This window comes from Vibrio sp. Hal054 (genome assembly GCF_037162405.1).
GTDB lineage: Bacteria > Pseudomonadota > Gammaproteobacteria > Enterobacterales > Vibrionaceae > Vibrio > Vibrio diazotrophicus.
Genome location: NZ_JARLUT010000002.1, coordinates 34,820 through 54,195, shown reverse-complemented (window position 1 = coordinate 54,195; position 19,376 = coordinate 34,820). Strand labels below are relative to the sequence as shown.

The window sequence follows — 19,376 nt, the reverse complement described above, 5'->3', positions numbered from 1 at the left end:
GTCAAATCTGAAGGATCTAAGCTAGATGTTCTTTTTAGAGCATGTTAGACGTTGACCTGCTTTTCCTTATAGCAGACTATGTTCTTAGTTTTATATAGATAGTTTCCTCTAAGGGCTTGTGTGGAAAAATGACAAACTCAATTAAAAATTTGTTCTTAGGCTATCTGGAACAACTAAAAGTTGTTGTTGAAAAAGTGCCGGAAGAGTTATTTGCGGATTCCCTAACGGAAGGTATGTTCTCCCTTGAGATGAATGCACAAATAGCCGCGAACTTTCTTTTAAGGGGGTATTGCCCTTTAATCGGAAAAGATGTGATTTCCTGTACGAGCTCTCAACTTGGGAAAGAGGAAGTTCTTCGTCTCATTTCAGACGTTCATATGTTATTAAATGAATTCCCAGAAGTGACGGAGCTCGACGATAGCGTGCTGCTTTCAGATTCTGCGGGCTTCAACAACATCAACCTTCCTCAAAGCCGTTTTATATTCAGTTATATAGTTCCGAACTACATGTTCCATGTCAGCATGGTATATGCAATAGCAAGGAAAGAAGGCGTTCCACTAAGCAAAGGGGATTTTGATGGTTTACATTCCTATCCGAATGGCTTTAGCTTCATTCGATAGGTTCGCACCTTAAATTGGCACTAAAGGAGAAAAGGATCATGTTCATCGCTGTATATGAGTTTGAAGTTAAAGAGGGAAGTGAAGCCGTATTTCGGGAATCATGGCTAGAGGTGACCAAAGCCATTTATCAGCATTGTGGTAGCTTTGGCTCTCGGCTTCATCAGTCGGATGTACCGAATGTTTTCGTCGGGTATGCACAATGGCCCAATAGAGAACAATGGGAAAAAGATCATGTTATCAGCGATGAACTCTATAAGGTCTCTCGTCAAAAAATGCATGATTGTCTGCTGAGTTCGAAGACGGCCTATAAGCTTGAAGTCTGTGATGATTACCTACAACCATTCCAAGCGCAGGCATAACCAATCTCGATAACTTAAAAGAACTATGATTTAAATCACCATTCAATTTCTATCGGCGTCCCAATTCTCACTAGGCTTAAAAACTCGTCCATCTCTTGGTTGGTTAAGGCGATACAACCATTTGTCCAGTCGAAGCTTTGGATGAATTGTGGGTCCCCATCATAGCCATCTTTTAAGCCGTGCACTTTTATTTCACCGCCGGGGTCAACGCCCTCGGCCTGTGCGCGCAATTTATCTCTTAGATTCGGATAACTGATACTCATCGAACGATAAAACTGACTACTTGGCATAATGTCATCCAAATAGTAGCGCCCTTCCGGTGTCCGCTGGTCACCTTCCTGCTGCTTATGTCCGCGCGGAGATTTCCCTAAAGCGATGCGATACTCTTTAATCACTTCGCCTTGGGAGACGAGATACATACGGCGTTTGGACTTATCAACTTTGACCAAATCGACTTTCGCCACTTCAGTTTTGGGCAAGTGAGCTTTGATTGACGGGCCACGTAACACATTGCCCTGAGCAAAGGCAGTGCAGCTTATCAGTAATGAAAGGAATGAAATCAGTAGTCGCTGCATGTTTGTCGTTAGGTTGAGTCAGTGTCTAATGTTGAGAGTGGGTCATTATTAACCAATGTAGTCCCACGCTTTTAGTTGTCATTCTCTATCAATGATAGCCAGACTTAGCTCAATCTATCGCAGTTTCTGTCAGTCGAAAAGCAAACAAACGCGGCGATGTTAACTCCAACTGACTAGCTTACTCTTTCTAAAAGCGTTAACACCTCAGCATGGTTGGTATGTGGAAACATATCAAACCACTGAATTTTAAGCACTTTGTAGCTTGGTAAGTTCTTTACGTCTTCATTCATGGTGTGAGGATTACAGCTTGAGTAGACAATATGCTTTGGCGCAAGCGCTTCCAGTTGGTCCGTCAAACTGCTACCAAGGCCTCTGCGTGGCGGGTTAACCAATACCAGATCAGGCGCAGCATCTTGAGAATGTGAGAACTGAGCGGAATCTAACGCGGCAAAACTTAAGTTATCAATACCCATCTCCTGCGCAGATCGTTTTGCGCTGGCAATGGCTTCCGGCTCAATCTCAATACCAATCACTTCCGTTGTTGGTGTTGAACAGTGCAGCGCAAATCCACCCACACCACAGAACAGATCCCACATTTTGCTTGGCGCAATTTCTGTTACCCAATCTCTAGCCGTCGCGTATAGCGCCTGTGCAACTTTCGGGTTGGTCTGGAAAAAGCTCTTAGGACGTATAACCAGTGGCACATCGTTGAAGCGCTCAATCAGATACTCTTGCTCGGTCAAAAAGATCTCTTCATCACCTTCCAAACGCGCCATGTGTACTGGCTGAATGTTGACTGATACCACTTCGATAGCAGGAAAATCTTCAAGTAATCTAGGCAGATTGTTGGTGATACGAGGCAACACCTCTTTACTACGCGCAACAAAACGCAACATGAACTTACCACCATGCTCACTGCGAGTTAGCAAGATGAATTTCAGTTCACCTTTCTTTTTGATTTTGTTGTACGGGGGGATACCGGAAGTACGAATCCAGTTTTGCAGATACGCCAGTAAATCCTGCATATCTTGCGGATACAAAGGACAATGCGTTAAAGAAAGAGGTTCACCATTGAGCGTATTTTCGATACCCAAAATTGGCGCATGAGCTGCGCCAAGCACAACCATTTTTGCTTTATTTCTGAAGCGAGTTTCACTGCTAGTGACAGGCGACAACCACTGCTCTGGATTAAGCTCAGCCAACAGCGTTTTCAATTCGGCATCTTTTACAGAAACCTGTTGTTGATAAGGCTGAGCGCAGTTCGTGCAGGAAGTACATAGTTGCTGAGTAAAGAACTCGCATTGCATAGCAGTGGTCACCAAATTTCGAAAAGCGCTAGTCTATTCGTCTAGCGACAAATCGCCAAATAAATATTTCACCTAAATACTCATGCGTTACCGCGAGGCAAACCAGCCTAACCTAACGCAGCAAATACATGCTGTATGTCGGTTTATTTACCGCGCACTTTATGGATAACTTCCATAACCGCGACAACAATTAAACCAGCTGCCACACCAATGGTCCCATTCAGTAACGTTGGAACCAGCGCATTGACTAAAGTGAGGTCAGGCAGTTTCATAATAATAGGTTCAACCCAATGATGAATAAACGGTACGTTATGCACAACGATACCGCCACCGACTAAAAACATCGCCGCAGTACCAACCACAGTCAGGCCTTTCATCAGTTTAGGTGCGAAAGCAACCAGCACACCACCCAGCTTTGCCATTAACCCTTCGCCTTTGGATTTTCTCTCAAGATAAAAACCGAGATCATCCAGTTTTACGATGCCAGCCACCAAGCCATACACACCGGCGGTCATGACCATCGCAATTAAACTCACGACGATAATTTGCGTCATCATTTCTTTGCCTTGAACCGTACCCAAAGCAATCACGATAATTTCAGCAGACAGAATAAAGTCGGTACGAATAGCGCCACTGATTTTGCTTTTTTCATATTCTTCAACGCTTACTTGTTGCAACTCCGCCATCGCCTCTTCTGGTTCTTTCTTTGGCGCGGAATGAAACAGTTTCTCCAGCACTTTTTCTGCACCTTCAAAGCAAAGAAACAAACCACCGAGCAGCAGTAAAGGCATAATAAGCCAAGGAACAAATGAACTGATCACCAATGCAGCAGGTACTAAAATCAGCTTGTTGCGAAACGACCCTTTCGCCACCGACCATACCACTGGGATTTCGCGCTCTGCGGCTACACCAGACACTTGTTGAGCGTTCAGTGCTAAGTCATCCCCCAGCACACCTGCGGTTTTCTTTGCTGCCACTTTCGACATCACAGCGACATCGTCGAGTACGGTTGCTATGTCGTCTAATAAAGTGAGTAAGCTAGCTCCAGCCATATGACATTCTCTTTTTGGGTTTGTATAAAACAAGAGGTAACATAGCAGCCTGTCAGAAATGATGAAACATCTTTAATAACGCTCATCCCATGGCATGAGAATAATTATTCCAAGGAAAGTAATGAACAATTCACAAGCTTACCCAATCGGGACCCCTGGTCAAAAATGGGGAGAGGCTGAACGCTTACAATGGCGTGCGACTACAACCATCAAACGCGAATATCAGCAAGAAGTTGTGCCAAAAATTAAAGCGTTAGAAAACGAATTTGTTGTGGAGCAATACGGTGCTTTGTCTTATGACAAAGAGCGCTACGCGCTTTTCTCAATCAAAAGCAAAAACTGGCAAGCGAACAAACCAACCGTGTTGATTACTGGCGGTGTTCATGGCTACGAAACCAGCGGTGTGCACGGCGCACTTAAGTTTATGGCAAACGAAGCTAAGCGCTACGAGCAGCACTTTAACATTATTGCGGCACCTTGTGTTAGCCCTTGGGGATACGAAACCATCAACCGCTGGAACCCTAATGCGATTGATCCAAACCGTTCGTTCTATGCTGACAGTCCAGCAGAAGAGTCAGCAAACCTAATGGCATTGGTAGCAAGCCTGCCTCAAGAAGTATTGGTTCATATTGATTTGCATGAAACAACAGACACAGACGAAACCGAGTTTCGCCCTGCTTTAGCTGCTCGCGATGGTATCGACTACGAAGCCGACAGTATTCCGGACGGTTTCTACACCGTTGGCGACACTGAATTGCCTCAGCTGGAATTCCAAGCGGCAGTTATTGAATCTGTTGCGCAAGTAACACACATTGCGCCAGCAGACGCGAACGGACAGATCATCGGTTCAGACGTGGTTCAACACGGTGTGATTCTTTATCCCATGAAGAAGCTTGGCCTGTGTGGTGGTGTAACAAATTGCCAATACGGCACAACAACAGAAGTCTACCCTGATAGCCCGAAAGTCACTGATGAAGAATGTAACGATGCTCAGGTTGCTGCAGTAGTTGGCGCTCTGGACTATGTGATTCGTCAGCTAGCTAACCAATAACCGCACTTCTTATATAACTCTCGCCAATGTATAGCGTATTTTAAATTGACCTATGCTTGGCGATTGGTGAGACTAGCAGGATAAATCAATAAGTAACGTCAGAGGCCTTTATGATTATCCTGCACCATCTCGTTCAGTCCCGCTCTAATCGCATTGCGTGGTTATTAGAAGCGTTAAATCTTCCTTACGAAATTAAAGTTTACCAACGCGACCCTAAAACCTACGGCGCACCAGAGTCACTCAAGCAAATCGATCCACTAGGTAAATCTCCGGTTATTACCGATGGTGAATTGGTGATTGCTGAATCTGGCGCAATCATTGAATATCTGATTGATACCTACGACACCGAGCAACAGTTCAGACCTAAAGATCCTAAAGCTCTGTTAGACTACCGTTACTGGTTGCACTTTGCTGAAGGCTCAATGATGCCTTTGTTGGTGATGCGACTGGTTTTATCAAAAGCGGGCGATAAACCAATGCCGTTCTTTATTAAACCTGTGATTAAAAAGTTTGTGCAGGCGTTAAACCAATACTTCATTGACCCAAGAATTATTCCGCAACTCAAGTTGGTGGATAAGCATCTTTCTACTAACAAATGGTTTGCTGGCGATGAACTCTCTGGCGCAGATTTCCAGATGGTCCTAGCTCTGCAACTTGCCACTGCACGTTGTGACATGTCTCCTTACCACCACATTAAGAAGTACATAGGGCAAGTTGAAAAAGTAGAAAGCTATCAAAAGGCGATGAAAAAGCTCAGCGAATAGCCAGTTACAACAAACGGTTCTTATATTGCTCCGGCGTCTGTCCGGAGTATTTTTCACATCATGGTTGATTGTTTAAATCACATAAAGATTTAATCCATCCTCAAAATAGACAAAAAGCTGGCTCCCCTGCGACAAGTCCTTTGGGTCGAAAGTTCTTATCAAGGAGCCAGCTTTTTAGTTCCGCGCATATCTTATTTTGTTCAGATTATTCAGCGATTTTTTCCAGCACTCGAATGAGCATTTTGATGCGAGGCTCTATGGATTCAAGTAGCAGATACTCTTTGTCGCTATGGAATCCTGCGCCAATAGGTCCAAAACCATCGAGGGTCGGAATTCCAAGTATGGCTGTATGATTGGCGTCAGAACCACCACCCGCTTCTTTCCAGTTAATGTCGATAGACAGCTCTTGAGCCGCTTTCTCTACTAGCGCCATCAACGGCTCCGTTTTCGGACCATGGATCATTGAAGGTTTATAAGCTTCGCGTTCCAAGTTAATCGTTACGCCGTCAGTGAAAGGCATTTCAACCAACCCATTCAGTTTTTGATCGATCTCTTGATACTCTTCGTTGTTCCAAAAACGTATGTCGACAATCGCTTCAGCATGTTCAGATACGACATTCGCCCCCGAGCCACCAGAGACAATACCAACGTTCAATGTGGTGCCTGAATGGAAATTGGTCATTGCGTTAACCGCTAAAATCCAATGAGCCATTTCGGTGATAGCACTACGACCATTTTCAGGTTCATTACCTGCGTGCGCTGCAACACCTTTAAACGAAATTTTGTAGCGAGCCATCCCTTTGCGAGCTTTCACTAACCCGCCATCTGCTCTTGCCGCTTCCAAAACCAGTACATTTTTAGCCAGTTTTGCGACCGATTGGATCCACTCAACAGAATCCAATGAGCCTTTCTCTTCATCGGGATTCATACAAATACCGATGGACAGCTTACTCAACACTTCTGAATCCAAATTGCGCAAAGCATAAACCATGTTAAGAAGCCCAGATTTCATGTCTGAAACACCCGGACCATACGCTTTTTCGGCGTCTATTGACATAGGGCGCTGCGCTGCGGTACCAACGGGAAAAACCGTATCCATGTGACCAACAAGTAGCACATCGATCTGCTCTAAATCTGGCTTATTGCGAATCTCTAAACCAACGCCAGCTCTACCACATTCAATTCGTTTAATGTGCCAATTGGACATAGCATTAAACTTTTCCTCAAATTGTGAAGCAACGAACTCAATACCTGCTGTTGTATAAGTTCCGCAATCAACGTTAATTAACGGACGTAACTCTTCAAGATATTCTTCAATAGAAAACTTCATCTTAACTCCTAGATACTTATAGCACCGTCTTTGCTCTATGAAGCGATGCGTCGATATTCACAGTATTGCGCCTGCCAAAACTCCTCCTCAAGGCGCTCTGAGAGTCGCTCTTCAGTTCTGTCTGTTGCTTTCCCTTGCTGCACGGCTTTCTTCGCGACCTCAATCGCTATCTTTCGCGACACGTTTTGAATATCACTCAGTGGCGGTAAAAGCTGCTTCCCGCCTTTCAACATCGGCGACATTGATGCCAACGTCATGCTCGCCTGTTGTAGCATTTCATTGGTTACTCGATTGGCATTTGCACTGATAACACCCAAGCCAATCCCAGGAAATATGTAGCTGTTGTTACACTGCGCGATAGGGTATTTAACGCCCTTATACACAACATCAGGAAATGGGCTGCCAGTGGCAACAATGGCGCGGCCATCAGTCCAAGTAATGATATCAGTAGGCTTCGCTTCGACACGGCTAGTGGGATTTGATAACGGCATTACAACAGGACGCTCACACCCAGCGGCCATCGCTTCGATGATCGGTTGATTAAATAAACCAGGCACACCTGTTACGCCGATTAATACGTCAGGTTTCGCTTTCTGAATAACATCTAGCAAGCTGATTTCCGTATTCGCATCAACCTCCCACTGGGTACGAATAGAGGTTGGTTGTGCCAAAGACTGTTGGAAAGAGAGCAATCCCGTCATTCCCTGCTCTAACAATCCCCAGCGGTCAACCATGAAGATCTGCTCTCGGGCTTGTTGCTCACTGATACCTTCATAGACCATTTGAGCAATAATGGCTTCGGCAATGCCACAACCGGCAGAACCCGCTCCCGCGAAAACCACTTTTTGTTGGGACAAGGGTTTTCCCGTCACATTTGCTGCCGCAAGTAAAGTACCCACAGTTACCGATGCGGTGCCTTGGATATCATCATTAAAACAGCAAAACTTATCTTGATAACGCTGTAAAAGAGGCATTGCGTTGGTTTGAGCAAAATCTTCAAATTGGATCAAAGCATCTGGCCAACGTTGACGAATTGCTTTCAGACAATCGTCGACAAAATCGTAGTATTGTTCACCCGACACACGCGGATGACGCCACCCCATGTACATTGGATCAGAAAGTAACGCGGAATTATTCGTACCGACATCCAATACAATCGGTAAGGTATGTTCTGGGTTAATACCTCCACACGCGGTGTACAGAGCTAACTTCCCAATAGGGATACCCATGCCACCAATGCCTTGGTCACCGAGACCGAGAATGCGTTCTCCATCCGTAATAACGATAACTTTGACATCTTTGTTTGGAGCGTTATTGAGGATTTCTTCTAGTTCATCTTGTTCTTCGTAACTAAGAAACAGACCTCGGTTACGACGATAGATTTGAGAAAACTTCTGACATGCATCACCTACTGTTGGTGTGTAGATGATCGGCATCATCTCCTCGATATGTTGATCAATGAGCTTAAAATACAGAGTTTCATTGGTATCTTGGATATTTCGTAGATAGATATGTTTATCTAACTCTGATGAGAACAATGAAAACTGCTCGTACGCTCGGCTTGCTTGTTCTTCAATACTTTCAATATTGGCTGGTAACAACCCTGATAAGTTAAAACTTTTACGCTCTTCAGATGAAAACGCGCTGCCTTTGTTCAGCAAGGGCGTATTCAGTAGGGTATTTCCAGCCTGTCTGACAAACATTTTCTTTGGCATTACCCTATTACCTCTCGATACTGTTCAACGGTTTCATCAATCAAAGCGTCATTACAACCAAGGTAATTTTTAGGGTCACATGCAGCATCAATTTCTTCTGTGGTTAAAATGGCTGAAACTTCCGGATCTAGCGCTAACACTTCATTTAAGCTGCCCATTTCAGGTGCATTGGCAATAGCCGCTTTCACCTTGTTGTAGCCGTCACCTCTGCCGACTTTTTCTGCCACTTTCATCATCACCGCTTCAGACATCACGAAGTTTCGCGAAGCAGCGAAGTTCTCCAGCATTTTTGATTCATTCACAATCAAGTTCGCAATCAAGCGATGAGCTCGCTCTAACGAAGTCGATACAGCTAATGCAGCTTCAGGCACTAAGCTCCAGTTCAGCACACGCATAGAGGCAGAACGTACATCTTGTTGATCCATGAGATTTGGCGCGCCACTTGCGTACATCCACCCCATACGAGAAAGGGTTTGAATCATGTTTGCAGCACGAGGGTTGGCTTTATGCGGCATTGCGCTTGAGCCACCACCGCCTTCGCCTTCGCGAACTTCTGCAATTGAGGCTCGCCCCATCATTTCTGTGTCGTTAGCGATGCGACATAGAGTGCCATGGATAAGTGCGAAGAATTGAATCAATTCAACCACATGATCCATACTGGCATTACCTAATCCTTTCGGTTCAGTCAAGCCTAACTCAGCGAACAGACCTTTGCGCATCTCTAAACCTTGGGAGCCAATCGATGACAAGTTTCCAATCGCACCACCATAAACTCCGGTAGTTACACGAGCATACATTTCATCAAGACGTTTGACGTGACGAGTCACTTCCAACAAATAACTGCTTACTTGCAAACCCCATGTGGTTGGCAGTGCATCCATAGCATTGGTGCGAGCAACCATTACGGTATGTTTATGTTTCAAAGCCATCTGCTGTAGATGATCACCTAAGGTGGTCAACTGCACACGAATTAAATCCATTGTTTGCTTGATGCGCATAGCTAGGCCAGTATCAAGAAGATCTTGGGTTGTACCACCCCAATGCAAATATTTTTTTACGTAGTCGTCGCCTTGTTCAGAAAGTTGGTCAACCAAAGGTTTGATGGCCATTCCGACCGTTTGTGTATCGTGAGCAAGGCGAGCCCAGTTGATATTTTCAATACGGCAAACCTTAGTAATTGAAGCAACTGCTGGTTGGGGAATTAACCCCAACTCAGCTTGCACTTTGGCAATAGAAACCTCAAAAGTTAACCATGTACGGATCAAGTTGTTATCTGACCAAACTTGCTTCATCTCTTTTTGCGTGAACAGCGGTGAGTAAAGTGTTGAGTCAAAAACAGAAACGTTTGAACCATGCATATTGATTTCCTATGCTCCAATAAAGGTAATGATGAGAAGAGTCAGCAATCCACCAATCATTGGGATAGCTGTACGTTTAACAAGTTCTGTCGGTGGTACACCCGCTACGCCTGCACAAGCAATCACTACACCTGCAACTGGTGAAAATGAGCGGAAGATACCAGCAGAAAGCTGCATTGGAAGCGCCAGTGCTGCCGTTGATACGCCGACATGAGCTGCAACATCCGGAGCTAAGTTAGAGAAGCTGAAAAATGCTGCATTGCCTGAACCTGATAGCAACGCCGTTACACCGATAATTGCCACAAGCAGAATAACCATCAGCATATAGCCAAAACCTAGATGTGTTGCTAAGCCTAACATGCCAGAGATAAAACCAATTGCTGTTAAACCAATCACAAATGTTTGAGCTGCGATGATCAAAGATACAACGCTTGCGAACACATCACCCATACCTTGCAGGTAAACTTTCAGCGATGCAGCCACTGCGCGGCCGTCTTTCGAGTAAATAAAATCACACAACATTGCTACGCCTAAGCTAATAAACATTGCTGTCACCACATCGATCTTAATTGAGGTAATGGCAAATTTGCTGAAAGTCAGTAGCAATGCTAGAGGAAGTACAGGTAACACAGAGAACCATAGTGGTGCTGGGCGAGAGTTGTCTTCTTTAGCATTAAGTTCATAAGTAACACCGTTTGCTTCATCACGTTTGTCAAACCACTTTTGGCAAACAAAGTGCAGAGCAGCAATCACAACCGCAACACAAACACCAACGAACAACTGATGTTGAACAAAGTAAGCAGCCGCATCAATACCAATCACTTCTGCCGCTTTGTTTGAAGCACCAGATGCAGGACCTAAGTCCAAACAAGCGGTTGTTGCCAGCACCGCTGCAACCGAAGCTGGCGTACAACCGATACCCACAAGTACTGGATACAGTGCAACCAAAAGCAGCATTGCCAAGCCAACAGCACTTGGAATAAATACGTTTAAGAACTGACCCAAAATGTAGGTTAACGCCAAAATGATATATGGGTTACGAATGGCAGAAAGCGGTTTAGTGGTGACTTTAACCAATGCATTGGCTGCGCCGATATGTCCCATGTATTTTGAAAAACCACCTACAGCCATAATGATCAAACCGAGGTTAGCGAGTGTAGACGAACTAATGGTTTTAATAACTAGGAAAAAATCCACCGCTGTGGCACCAGAAGGCTTAGCCCCTTTTGGTAAGAATTCTGGGCCGCCAACCAACGCCCCAACTATCATCATCAGTAAACCCGCGCCAAACAACACAGCCTGAGTGTTATATTTCTTAACTATTAAGTATCCTGCCCCAAATACGATAGGCAGAGCGAGTAGAGCAATCATTTGTTCACCTTTTTATAGTAGTAAGTCTCCTTATATTGGTGACCCAACATAAATAACAATATGGGAACCTGTTTTTCCCATATAAAAGTGTGAAGCGTTTAAAAATTCTTAATTAGATGCGCTAGATTAAACACAAACTAAAAATTCTAACGTAGCAATTTAATTCAACAACCTCGCGAATACCTTAAGAACGAATTATTACAAAAAGTAATCACATGTATTATCTACAAAGATAATTAGAGCGTTACGCCTCCTAGGTATTATGATGAGAAATCGTTTTTCTCACTTTCTATTTTTCACCTAGTTCAGACACACCAAGAACGTTGCGTAAATCACAAATCAAGCCCAATTAATTTATTTCACCATAAAAAATAATAAATAAAAATACACATATAAATTAACCGAGCATGAATTCTTACTTAAAAAATAGACAAATATGAAGTTAATCAAACTTTAGTTAGGGAAGATTAATTTCCCTTACATTTTAAAAAACATGCAATCTAGGATGCAATTTCCAATAACAAATAAGGAAAGTTGCAGCAATGGTAACGAATAAAAAACTCTTAACTCTCATTATCTCTACCCTTTGTTTCTCAGGAATGGCTCAAGCACAAAACGTCTACAAAGACGATACCAATAGCCTTGATATTTATGGTCGACTTGAAGCTCAAATCGCTCATGGTGATGAGAGTTTTGCTTCAGAAGATGACTTGGCTGGTCGCATGAGCGGCCGTTTAGGCTTCGACATGAGCAGAGAGCTAAGCGCCGTTGAAAACACTAGAGTATTAGGTAAGTTTGAATGGCAAGTCCGAACTGAAAAAAATGACACTCGCTTTGACGCAGGAGAAAGTTTGGAAGCTCGTTATAACTATCTAGGAATAGAAAATGATAAATTCGGCACTTTAATTTTTGGCCGAACGAAAAACCCTTTGTATCAAGTAATGAAGATTACTGATAAATATAAAAACTTCACTCCTGGTATCTATAACTTTGGTTTATCTTCAATAGATACTTCTTATTCATATAATCGCCAAGATTCCACATTGCAATATGAAGGAAAATTTGGAATTCATGAAATTCAAGCTGCCTACGTTATTGGAAACAATGAAAATGAACGCTTAGATAACGGCATAATGGCAAGTTATCGTATGAATTATAAAAGCGATGGATTCAGAGTTTCTCCAGCAATTGCATTTAGCCAGTTCAACCGAGACAGTGAAAGTACAGCTACATCTCGTGAACAGCATGATCAAATTATCGCCGGCATTGAACTTTCACTTAATAATTTCTCATTTGGTATTACTGCTGATTATATAAATATCGACACTGACAATAATAGCAATGAAAAATATTTTGGTATTGACTCAATTGTTGCTTACCAATGGGACAACTTCAAAATTCTCGCAGGTTACAGCTTCTTAGACGAGGATGGTGAAGATATCTATGAAAAAGAAGACTGGCGTATTGAAGGGCAATGGACTTTGGCGAGTCGTACATACCTTTCTGTGACGTACGATCGTGAAATTGCCGCAAAAAATGCCGACAGCGACGATGACGCAATCATTGTTGGACTCCGTTACGACTTCTAAGGACTAAACGACATGAACAGTAAAATAAAGAGCTCTTTGCTTGCAGCAGCGTTAATGTTTGGTAGCAGCTCAGTGTACGCTGACATCCTCATTGCCCCATCTCCAACAGTTAAAATGGACGGTGAAAACAAAGTTGTCGCTATTTATGGCAATTCTTACACGCACTACAACAACAACCTTAATACTCGTTTACGTGATTTAACTCGTTCATTGCTGCCTGACAACGCGAAAGGTTACAGCTACCGCGGCATTACGATTTCTAGCGGACAATTGGGCTGGCATGAACCTAATTTGCGCTTCCAGAACACGTTAAAAGCTTGGGATGTGGTCATTCTACAAGGCAACTCGATGGAGCCGATTAGTAACAAAAGTGAATCAAGGGAGTACTTCCAAACTTCCGCAAAATCTATGGCGAAAATTGCTCATGATGCAGGCTCAAAGGTGGTCTATTTCATGACATGGGCGCAAAAGGCACATCCTGAACAAACTCAAGCGTTGGCAAAGGCTTATGACGAAATCGCTCTGGAGACGGGAGGCTACGTAGCCCCAGTTGGCTTGGCATTTGCCAATAGCCTTCAACAACATCCAGATATCGAACTCTATCATAGTGATGGTAAGCACCCTTCTTTAGCGGGTACTTATCTGGCAGCTTCGGTATTCTTTGCCACACTTTACAACCAATCACCGATAGGTGGTGATGTACCTGTAGATAGTGATATGTCGCCAGATATAGCGAAGAAACTACAAGCAATAGCGTGGAAAACGGTGCAAAATTACCAATCTCAACGTTAATCGTACCGGTCTTCTTCTTGGAATAAGAAGAAGACCTTTTTAACTTGGTCAACTTTCACAGAACGTAAACTTAAACCCTTGAGACTCTGTGTTACTCTGCGCAATCTCAGAAAAACAACGGTTAAACTTCCATGAAAGATCATCTTGATTTGACAACTTATAAGCAGTTAGCAGAGAAACTACAACCTTACACAGAGTCAGAAGCAGCACTCAACTCTTTCATCATCAATCATTTTGAAGAACTTTCGTACTATGGAATTATCGATTTAGCGCAAAAGGCTAGAGTAAGCAAAGCCACCATTGGACGCTACCTCAACAAACTTGGCTTCACTGGCTATGCAGCGTTTAAGAGTGCGCTCAAGAGAGAGCTCATTACTCACACTATGGTCTCTCCAATAGAGGCAAATAAGTCCAAGCAGACCAGCCAAATCAGTGATATCAAATCCGAAGCACAACGCTATATTGGAAATGTTAGCCAACTGATTGAGCAGTTTTCCAAAGACCTCAATATGGAAAACCTAGAAAGTCTTGCAAAGATGATCATGGATAAAGAAAGGACTATCTATGTTGTTGGCCCAGCGTCTTCATACGCTCTAGCTATCCATTTTTCAACATTACTGAAATACAGCCGCTCAAATGTTGTCTTGCTGCCTTTGGATAAGGGAGATCTACCTAAAGCTCTGCTTGGAGTAAGTGATAAAGACGTTTTGATTGCTTTTTCATACTACCGGTTTAATCCGGATGTGCTGAATATTACAAAACTCTTCAACCTCAAAAATGCGCATGTCACGGTAGTGACGAACACGCACTCCAACCCTTACAGCATATATAGTGATGTTCAGTATGTACTGCCCAGTGATGTCGACTCAATATTCCACAGCCGCACCATTGGTTTCCTTTTTGTTGAACTGCTGCTGTTTCTCGTCCAGAGAGAATCGAATGGTGATGACAACTTTGAGGAGCTTGAAGAACTGTTTAAGTTCTTTGGCACCTTTTCTTCCCTTGAATTTAAGTAGCGTTCTACTTCACAACTATTGATGAGTTTGAAGAGGAACTACTACAACAAACGGTTCTTATATTGCTCCGGCGTCTGGCCGGAGTATTTTTTAAACATGGCAATAAACGGGCTGGCTTGGTTGTATCCCAAGGTTAAGGCGACCTCTTTGACCGAGTGTCCACTTCGGAGTAAGTCCATTGAGTGCAGATAGCGAACACGCAAGCGCCACTCAGTAAAGCTCATGCCGAGTTCTGCCTGACAATATCTGGCGAGCGTTCGCTCGGTAGTGTGTACTCGCTCAGCCCACTGCTGCAAGCTGGTGTTATCGGTCGGGTTCTCTTCTACCGCCGCTAAAATCGGTGCCAAATATTTGTGGTGGCTGGACGGCAAAAAGTGCTGCTGCATTTCGCGTGTCGCAAGTTGGTCAATCAATACCTGCAACAGACGTTTGTCTTCGACACTTTCCGCCACACCGATTTCACGCATGCGAAAGTCATCAATGATAGCGGTCACTATCGGAGTCACTTTAATCAGGCTCGTTTTGGTCGGGAAAGCGTGTGTCATTTCGGCTGAAATATTGATGGAACAATAATCCAGAGGCTTACGGTTAAAACTCTTGTGTCGAGTGCCTGCTGGAACCCAAATTGCGAGATGAGGTGGAGCAAGAAAACGGGTGTCTTCCGCTTCCATTTCCAATATGCCACCAGCAATTAACTGAACTTGCCCCCAAGCGTGGCTGTGTACGCGCGTTTCCGTATTCGACAAAAACGCTTCGAAGTTCATGAATACGTCTGAAGGCGCTTTAGCAATTGCTAGTGAAGGATGAAGATTTCTCGCCTGTTTTTTCACTCTGCTTTCCTTGTCGAGCTATGTTCCTAAAGAACTATGTCTTTTTAACGATATTTATCAGGTTAAAGACTTTAAACGAGATGAAAGCAGATATCAAAACCCTAGCGTAGATAAATGAAGAAATAGCCTCTATCGGCTTCATTTTGGCTGCATAGCCAAGAGTTTAGTGGTTATAATGCGACCTTCATTTGGCTGAAAGTAAAGGATTACAGTGACATGACGGACTCGACAACGAAAGGGGATGGGAGCAACGAAGCCCTGTTGATCATTGATATGCAGATAGGCTGTTTCCACACACCAAGACACGACAGAGAAGGCGTTATTTCAAGAATCAATAAGCTTTCTCATGCTTTCCGCGCCAAAAACTTACCCGTTATTTTCATTCAGCATAACGGTATTAAAGAAAACTACTTATTGCCGGGTACAGAAGATTTTGAAATCGTCAGAGAGCTTGTCATCAGTGATGCAGATTACACCGTCGAGAAAACCGTTAATGGCGCTTTTTATCAGACAAATTTGAAAGAGCTTTTAGACTCATTAAATGTTGGAACCCTTTATATCACAGGGTTGGCGACTGATTTTTGTGTTAACGCAACCATTCACACCGCACTGGTAGAAGACTTTAATATTGTGGTGGTTTCCGATTGTCATACAACGGCTGACAAACTGGAAATGAGCGCAAGTGACATCATCAAATTCCATAACTTCATATGGTCTAACTTAACGCCGACCGAAGGTGTTATTTCGCTTAAAACCCACGAAGAAGTACTGAGCTAAATCGCGCTACGGATTAGCTTGTCTCTGATAGGGGTTATCCCTCAAATAAAAGAGCCTGCGAGTGATTTCACCAACTCGCAGGCTCTTTTGCTAATAAGGTCTGAGTGAGAACTTATTACGCGTTAACCACTTCTAGAATGATTTTTTCTAGTTTATCCAAACCTTCATTAAGCACATCGAACTCAATGGTCAGCGGTGGTAGCAGGCGAATCACGTTCGCTTTCACACCACAAGAAAGCAGGATCAGACCGTTCTCTTGAGCTTTGCTGATCACCGCTTTGGTGACATCTTGCAAAGGAGCGCCTGATTGCGGATCCGTAAACTCAATCGCCATCATCGCGCCCGTGGTGCGGATTTCACCAATCGCAGGTACAGACTGCTGTAGCTTGCTCATGCGAGCGTTTACCACTTCACCAATGCTCATTGCTTTGGTACACAAATCTTCTTCTTCGATGATTTTCAGCACTTCTAAGCCAGCTACACAACCCAGTGGCGAGCCAGCATACGTACCACCAAGGCCGCCCGGTAAGGCTGAATCCATCACATCTGCTTTACCTACAACAGCAGAGATTGGGAAACCGCCAGCAATACCTTTCGCCATGGTCATCAGATCCGGTTCAATGCCCAAGTATTCCGTTGCAAACATTTTACCTGTGCGAGCAAAGCCTGTTTGGATTTCATCAGCAATCAGAACGATACCGTGTTTGTCACAGAGTTTACGCAGACCTTGTGCAAATTCTCTTGGCGCTTGGTAGAAACCGCCCTCGCCTTGCACAGGTTCAAAAATGATCGCTGCAACGCGTGCAGGTTCGATATCACATGCAAACAGATCTTCTAGTGCCTGCAGGCTCTGCTCGACACTGATACCGTGGAAAGCGTTCGGGTAAGGCGCATGGAAAATCTCACTCGGGAAAGGACCAAAGCCCACTTTATAAGGTGCAATTTTGCCAGTTAAGCCCATTGTCATATGTGTACGACCGTGGAAACCACCTTTAAAAGCAATAACACCGCTACGACCAGTATGCGCACGCGCCACTTTCACTGCATTCTCTACCGCTTCTGCACCTGTAGTTAAGAAGATGGCTTTTTTCTTAGTATCACCCGGAGCCAACTCGGTCAGCTTTTCCGCTAGCTCAACGAATGAAGCATAAGGCGTGACCATCGCACAGGTATGAGAGAAGTTATCTAGCTGAGCTTTCACCGCTTCACTGATTCGTTTGTTGGCATGTCCTGTATTCGTTACTGCGATACCGGCTGCAAAATCGATGTACTTGTTGCCTTCCACATCCCATACATAGGCATTTTCAGCTTTTTCTACATATAGGGGATACAGAGCGCCCATCCCTTGAGCAATGACCTGACTTCTTCTTTGGTGTAGTTGTTGGTTTGTCATTTTTTCGTCCTTAAATTAGTTTCCGCCAAAGCACAGGTATTTCACATCCATGTATTCATCGATGCCTTGCTTCGCGCCTTCACGTCCGATACCAGATTGTTTCACACCACCAAATGGTGCGACTTCAGTAGAGATTAAACCTTCGTTGATGCCCACCATGCCGTACTCAAGCGCTTCGGCAATCTTCCATACACGGTGAATGTTTTGACTGTAGAAGTAAGAAGCCAAGCCGTAGATAGTGTCATTCGCCATTTCGATCAGTTGATCGTCGTTATCAAAACGAATCACAGGCGCAACTGGTCCAAAAATTTCTTGCGAGACGATCGTCATATCGTGAGTCACATCTTTCAGCACTACAGGTTGCATGAACAGACCATCTAACTGGTGCAATTCAGACACAGGTTTCGCGCCTTGCTCAATGGCTCCATCAATCAGTGCTTGGATATTTTGTTTTGCCGATTCACTGATCACTGGACCAATGTTCACGCCAGCTTCCAAGCCGTTACCGACTTTCAGTTTCTGTACTGCAGCATCAAACTTAGTGACGAAATCGTCATACACTTTGCTGTGAACATAGAAGCGGTTAGCACACACGCAGGTTTGCCCCGCGTTGCGGAACTTAGAAGCAATCGCGCCGGTGACCGCGGCATCAATATCTGCATCATCAAACACGATGAAAGGCGCGTTGCCACCCAGCTCCATAGAGGTGCGTTTGATATCCGCAGCGCTTTGCTGCATTAGGATACTGCCGACCTGAGTAGAGCCAGTGAACGAAAGCTTACGAATCAGAGGATGTGTTGTGAAAATACCGCCCACTTGACGAGAAGTTTCACCCAGAACCACCTGCAACACATCGCGAGGAATGCCTGCCTGATAAGCCAACTCTGCCACTGCAAATGCAGAAAGAGGGGTTGATTCCGAAGGCTTAACGATAAAACTACAACCTGCCGCCAAAGCTGGGCCTGCTTTACGAGTGATCATCGCAATTGGGAAGTTCCACGGCGTAATTGCACAGGCAACACCGATAGGTTGCTTGATGGTCACTAAGCGTTTGTCTTTACTCGGGGCTGGAATCGTTTCGCCGTAAGTGCGTTTTGCTTCTTCAGCAAACCATTCGATAAAGCTCGCGCCATATACCACTTCACCCTGAGCTTCCGCCAACGGCTTACCTTGCTCAAGCGTCATAAGACGACCAAGATCTTGTTTGTTATCCAGAATCAATTGATTCCATTTTTGTAGCAACGCCGAGCGCGCTTTCGCTGGCATCGCCGCCCACTCTTTCTGAGCGACACTCGCTCGTTCAATGCCATTGAGAATGTCGCTTTCTGCTGACATCGGTGCATAACCAATGACTTCGCCTGTGGCTGGGTTAGTTACCGCTATCCCTTCCGCTTCATTCGACACCATAAACGAAAGAAGGCTTTTGTTTTGTATCTGTTGCATGGTCAATCCTTATGATGACTTTGCTGCGTTGCTC

At 44.3% G+C, this 19,376-nt stretch carries 18 protein-coding genes; 8 read left to right on the top strand and 10 right to left on the bottom strand.

The window, feature by feature from the left end; all coding sequences use genetic code 11:
• Positions 1-128 precede the first annotated feature (128 nt).
• Complete coding sequence (locus tag P4S58_RS16230; protein WP_042481347.1) at positions 129-620, top strand: DUF1993 family protein; 492 nt, start codon at positions 129-131, stop codon at positions 618-620.
• Between the two features lie 38 nt (positions 621-658).
• Positions 659-979, top strand: a complete 321-nt coding sequence (locus tag P4S58_RS16225) for an antibiotic biosynthesis monooxygenase family protein (RefSeq protein ID WP_042481350.1) — start codon at positions 659-661, stop codon at positions 977-979.
• Between the two features lie 35 nt (positions 980-1,014).
• Here the strand turns inward: P4S58_RS16225 and P4S58_RS16220 are convergent, their stop codons facing one another.
• The 3 genes from P4S58_RS16220 to P4S58_RS16210 all read right to left on the bottom strand — a co-directional run bounded on the left by P4S58_RS16220 (position 1,015) and on the right by P4S58_RS16210 (position 3,913).
• Positions 1,015-1,554 (bottom strand): L,D-transpeptidase family protein, encoded by a 540-nt coding sequence (locus tag P4S58_RS16220; RefSeq protein ID WP_102963733.1) that lies wholly within the window; start codon positions 1,552-1,554, stop codon positions 1,015-1,017.
• Positions 1,555-1,727: 173 nt separating this feature from the next.
• Positions 1,728-2,861: a 23S rRNA (uracil(747)-C(5))-methyltransferase RlmC gene (gene rlmC, locus P4S58_RS16215; protein WP_337164684.1), complete on the bottom strand. Its 1,134-nt coding sequence runs from the start codon at positions 2,859-2,861 to the stop codon at positions 1,728-1,730.
• Positions 2,862-3,004: 143 nt separating this feature from the next.
• Positions 3,005-3,913, bottom strand: coding sequence for a DUF808 domain-containing protein (locus P4S58_RS16210; protein WP_337164682.1), 909 nt, complete (start codon positions 3,911-3,913; stop codon positions 3,005-3,007).
• Between the two features lie 121 nt (positions 3,914-4,034).
• Between P4S58_RS16210 and P4S58_RS16205 the strand changes: the two genes are divergently transcribed.
• On the top strand, positions 4,035-4,964 hold the full coding sequence (locus P4S58_RS16205; RefSeq protein ID WP_337164680.1) for a M14 family metallopeptidase: 930 nt from the start codon (positions 4,035-4,037) through the stop codon (positions 4,962-4,964).
• Positions 4,965-5,074: 110 nt separating this feature from the next.
• A complete protein-coding gene (locus tag P4S58_RS16200; RefSeq protein WP_337164678.1) occupies positions 5,075-5,728 on the top strand; it encodes a glutathione S-transferase family protein in 654 nt (217 codons plus the stop codon).
• A 205-nt stretch (positions 5,729-5,933) separates the two neighbouring features.
• Here the strand turns inward: P4S58_RS16200 and P4S58_RS16195 are convergent, their stop codons facing one another.
• Genes P4S58_RS16195 through dcuC form a run of 4 tightly spaced genes read right to left on the bottom strand, consistent with a single transcriptional unit; the run spans position 5,934 to position 11,502 of the window.
• Positions 5,934-7,058, bottom strand: a complete 1,125-nt coding sequence (locus P4S58_RS16195; protein WP_042481367.1) for a M20 family metallopeptidase — start codon at positions 7,056-7,058, stop codon at positions 5,934-5,936.
• A 35-nt stretch (positions 7,059-7,093) separates the two neighbouring features.
• On the bottom strand, positions 7,094-8,773 hold the full coding sequence (locus P4S58_RS16190) for an NAD-dependent malic enzyme (RefSeq protein ID WP_042481369.1): 1,680 nt from the start codon (positions 8,771-8,773) through the stop codon (positions 7,094-7,096).
• The gene (locus P4S58_RS16185) at positions 8,773-10,131 is read right to left on the bottom strand and encodes a class-II fumarase/aspartase family protein (protein WP_337164675.1); all 1,359 of its coding nucleotides are present in this window, start codon (positions 10,129-10,131) and stop codon (positions 8,773-8,775) included. Before P4S58_RS16185 ends, P4S58_RS16190 begins: the two co-directional genes overlap by 1 nt.
• Before the next feature lie 9 nt (positions 10,132-10,140).
• Positions 10,141-11,502 (bottom strand): C4-dicarboxylate transporter DcuC, encoded by a 1,362-nt coding sequence (dcuC, locus tag P4S58_RS16180; protein WP_042481376.1) that lies wholly within the window; start codon positions 11,500-11,502, stop codon positions 10,141-10,143.
• A gap of 542 nt (positions 11,503-12,044) precedes the next feature.
• Here dcuC and P4S58_RS16175 point away from each other — a divergent pair.
• From P4S58_RS16175 to P4S58_RS16165, 3 genes are all read left to right on the top strand, one after another.
• Positions 12,045-13,091 carry a porin gene (locus tag P4S58_RS16175; protein ID WP_042481379.1) on the top strand — a complete coding sequence of 349 codons (1,047 nt, stop codon included), beginning with the start codon at positions 12,045-12,047 and terminating at the stop codon, positions 13,089-13,091.
• Between the two features lie 12 nt (positions 13,092-13,103).
• Complete coding sequence (locus tag P4S58_RS16170) at positions 13,104-13,883, top strand: DUF4886 domain-containing protein (RefSeq protein WP_042481380.1); 780 nt, start codon at positions 13,104-13,106, stop codon at positions 13,881-13,883.
• Between the two features lie 131 nt (positions 13,884-14,014).
• Positions 14,015-14,899, top strand: a complete 885-nt coding sequence (locus P4S58_RS16165) for a MurR/RpiR family transcriptional regulator (protein WP_042481385.1) — start codon at positions 14,015-14,017, stop codon at positions 14,897-14,899.
• A gap of 41 nt (positions 14,900-14,940) precedes the next feature.
• Here P4S58_RS16165 and P4S58_RS16160 read toward each other — a convergent pair whose 3' ends face one another.
• Positions 14,941-15,729 carry an AraC family transcriptional regulator gene (locus P4S58_RS16160; RefSeq protein WP_042481388.1) on the bottom strand — a complete coding sequence of 263 codons (789 nt, stop codon included), beginning with the start codon at positions 15,727-15,729 and terminating at the stop codon, positions 14,941-14,943.
• Between the two features lie 216 nt (positions 15,730-15,945).
• On the opposite strand from P4S58_RS16160, the gene P4S58_RS16155 reads away from it, so the two are divergent.
• Complete coding sequence (locus tag P4S58_RS16155) at positions 15,946-16,506, top strand: isochorismatase family protein (protein ID WP_042481390.1); 561 nt, start codon at positions 15,946-15,948, stop codon at positions 16,504-16,506.
• 115 nt (positions 16,507-16,621) lie between these two features.
• Here the strand turns inward: P4S58_RS16155 and gabT are convergent, their stop codons facing one another.
• Both gabT and P4S58_RS16145 read right to left on the bottom strand, forming a co-directional pair.
• Entirely contained in the window at positions 16,622-17,899 is a 1,278-nt protein-coding gene (gene gabT / locus P4S58_RS16150; protein ID WP_042481393.1) for a 4-aminobutyrate--2-oxoglutarate transaminase, read from the bottom strand.
• A gap of 15 nt (positions 17,900-17,914) precedes the next feature.
• Positions 17,915-19,342, bottom strand: coding sequence for an NAD-dependent succinate-semialdehyde dehydrogenase (locus tag P4S58_RS16145; RefSeq protein ID WP_042481395.1), 1,428 nt, complete (start codon positions 19,340-19,342; stop codon positions 17,915-17,917).
• Positions 19,343-19,376: the final 34 nt, after the last annotated feature.